The sequence below is a fragment of the Odoribacter sp. N15.MGS-14 genome (genome assembly GCF_000980245.1).
GTDB lineage: Bacteria > Bacteroidota > Bacteroidia > Bacteroidales > Marinifilaceae > Odoribacter > Odoribacter splanchnicus.
This window is the reverse complement of sequence record NZ_LARE01000125.1, coordinates 1-2628: the sequence shown is the minus strand read 5'-3', so window position 1 is coordinate 2628 and position 2628 is coordinate 1. Positions and strand designations below refer to the sequence as shown.

2 protein-coding genes are annotated in these 2628 nt (G+C 44.3%); both read right to left on the bottom strand.

Translation table 11 applies throughout. The features are described from left to right. Positions 1 to 1009, bottom strand: a 1009-nt coding sequence (locus tag WS34_RS14315; RefSeq protein ID WP_046405687.1) for a FecR family protein, incomplete at its 3' end; no start/stop codon positions are given. A 392-nt stretch (positions 1010 to 1401) separates the two neighbouring features. Beyond that, a partial coding sequence (locus WS34_RS14310; RefSeq protein WP_046405685.1) for a right-handed parallel beta-helix repeat-containing protein occupies positions 1402 to 2628 on the bottom strand: 1227 nt, incomplete at its 5' end.

Here is a 2628-nt window from a genome sequence, read left to right as displayed (position 1 = left end):
ATTTTTCCAACCGGGTCAGGATATCTCCGATGCAGGAACGCTCGAAACACAAGACCCCGTCTTTCCAGCTGATATATTCATAAACATCGACCAGTTTGACTACAGGTTTTCCATTCTGTAAAACATAGCGGTCATTCGGAGTCAGCACCGTTTCCTGTCTATCTTTCGTCTTCACATTCACTTTTCCGCTCACCAGGACGACCCCTTGCTCCATCTCATCCTCATAGGCCCGGATACCGAAAGAAGTACCCAACACACGCACTTCAAATTCCCGCGTTCTCACATAAAAAGGCCGATCGACCTGCTTAGCCACTTCGAGAAACACCTCTCCTTCCACATAAATCTCACGTTTTTCTTTTTCAAATTCGGCAGGATATACGACCCGGGAATTTGCATTCACCCAAATTTTCGTTCCTTCGGAAAAAGTGATGGACGAACGTTTACCGGCAGGCACCAACAGCTGATGGAAAACAGCAGTCTGTCGGTCATTGATTATCGTAGCTTCTTCAGTCAATGAATCAGTCCGGATACTGATCCGTCCGGTAGAATCATAATTCAGAACTGTATTTTCGGCAGCAACCAATTTTTCCTGTCGGTTTGCCAGCACCAAAAGTACTTCCGAACCAGTCCCTGTAGGCTTACCGACCAATTCTATAGCGGTAAGCGCTTTCTCCGCCTGCATTCGATATAGCCAAAAAGCTGTCGACAAGGTCAGTAATAAACAAGCGGCAACCGTACTTATCCGATATAGTAAACGAGGGCTCTTCCGACAATTCCGGCGGATAGCTTCCCATACCTGTGCCTTCTCTTCCGGCCTCATCCTCTGTTCCTGATGATGCATATTCCGGATAAACCATTGCGCTTTTTCCACCTCTTCAGCCAAAGCACAATCAGCACGCATCAACCGTTCCCAATCCCTAACGCTCTCTTCATCAAGACGTAAACAATACTTCAGGAATTCCTCATCCTGAACTAAATCATAAGCTTTATAATGAGAATAGTCTTTCAATATTAAACAGTTTTAAATATAAAAAACGTCCCATTCTTTTGGCGGATTTTCCGCCAAAAGAATAATTGACAGATGACAATTGACAATTGACAATTATTGGAAGCTTCGCTTCCATAAAGGAATAAAAAAGGTAAGAAAAATGAGAAAAGAAGCCAGAGGTAAAATAATTGATAGTCAATTTGATAGGTTCTATTCCTGGGGTATCCCGTTTCATTGTCAATTGTCAATTATCCATTGTCAATTAACCAGGCGCCCGCAGGGTCCACGAACTTTATAAACTTTATGGACTTTATAAACTTTCGACTGATTTAAACGGACGTTTATTTGGTAAACAGTTAAAATTGATTTTTCTACTCATTTTTTCAGAAAAAAAATCTACTTTTTTTTATTTTTTATTTCAAACCGCTACGATTATTTTCTATTTGTACACTTTCGCAATTTTCCAAACGAATAAAATCCTCCGGACGAAGCTGTTCAGAGTATTCGAAATAATTATCCCGAATGTCCAGTCCTTCGGTCCAGCGGGCATAAATCCCCTCCTTTCCACTCAGAGCAAAACGATTCGCCAGAATACGGATATTCCGGTGTACCGCCCCATCGGGCCGGTCATTTTCAGGCGCTATACTGATGACAGGAGAACCGCATTCCACAAAGAAGTTATTCCGGATCGTTACATCCGATACCGGACCGGATTCATACCAACTTCGGGCATCGTCGGCGATCAGTACAGCACTCATCGGAGTCCTGAAAAAAATATTCTTTTCAATCACCACTTTCCGGCGGGTAGTCACTAATATTCCCCGTGTCGGTATTCTGGAGAAATAATTATTCCGGATCAGTACTTCGGGTGTCCAGGTCACATTCTCCACCACAACAGGCTGTTGCTTCACCTGTTCATCGACGGGCCGGTCCAGGGTCAGCAAGATTTCATAGTTATCCAGTCTTTTGACTTGTTTCACCCGGGCCGATTGCAGTTTACGCAACGAGTTCACCTGCACCAACTCCACCTCATCCCCTTTAAAAAAAGCCTCGAAACCGAAGGATTGGTTATGCATAAAACGTACACGCACCTGATTAGAAGCCGGATAATCCATTACCTTCAGATGAGTACCGTGAATATTGATCGGATCGTCCTGAGCCCCTTCAAAACGAGAATCCAAAATACTCACTTTCCCCCGGCATCCCGACATTTGAACAAAATCGGCAAAACCGGCACAAGTCCGTCCGTGCCCCCATTCAGGTGTACAATTCAAACGGTTATAAGTCAAATTTTCCGAATATTGTCCGACAATCCCGAAATTACCCAGGAAATGGATATTCAAATCTTCAAGAGTCACCTGTTTACTTTTCAGAATCAAACCACAGACCTCGTCCCGGATAGCGTCCCGCATCTGAAATACTTGTCCTACGCGGCCTTCGGGACGTTTGTTGTAATTAAAGCGCACCAAACCCTTTTCCAGTTCAATCGCTTTCACCACATCACTCATCGGCGAATTGCAACGCCAGGTAACATTCCTCCAAGGCTCGAAAACCTGAGCTATACCACCGGTAAAGCTCCATCCTTCTCCCAGCCAGGTGAATTTTCCCTCCCGGATTTCATAGGGCGAATCGGGATGAAT